Source organism: Kocuria rhizophila (genome assembly GCF_003667225.1).
GTDB classification, from domain to species: Bacteria; Actinomycetota; Actinomycetes; order Actinomycetales; family Micrococcaceae; genus Kocuria; species Kocuria rhizophila.
The window spans coordinates 1-430 of the sequence record NZ_RCOM01000180.1; the positions used below are offsets into that span (position 1 = coordinate 1).

The window sequence follows — 430 nt, forward strand, 5'->3', positions numbered from 1 at the left end:
CATCGGGATTGTCCCGAACCCGGGAGATGCGGATGCCACCCAGGTACCGATGCGCGCACTTAGGACGGTTCAGGCGTTGCGCTGCGTACGCATGCCCCACGTTTTTCGCCATGCGAACCCCCGAAGCGGGAAACACGTGTCCTATGCTGATCAGAGACGCGGGGCCCCGTTCCCATTCAAGTCCAATGCCCCGCGGACCGAGAGAGACGGAGGTGGCTATGGAACTTCACATGCAATCGCACCACTACGTGCGGCGGCAGCCGGACTGGACCGCGGCAGCGGTCTCGGGGCTGGCGGCCGGGGCGTTGCTGCTGGTGCTGGAGCTGTTCTGGTCGTCGATGGTGTCGGGCGTGAACCCGTGGATCGCCACGCGCATGATCGCCGGGATCCTGATGGGCCAGGACGTGCTGCAGAGCGCAACGTTTACCGT

General features: G+C 64.9%; 1 protein-coding gene. It reads left to right on the forward strand.

Annotation, left to right across the window (positions count from 1 at the left end; translation table 11 throughout):
* Positions 1–218: 218 nt before the first annotated feature.
* A partial coding sequence (locus D9R02_RS12480; protein WP_220700433.1) for a hypothetical protein occupies positions 219–430 on the forward strand: 212 nt, incomplete at its 3' end.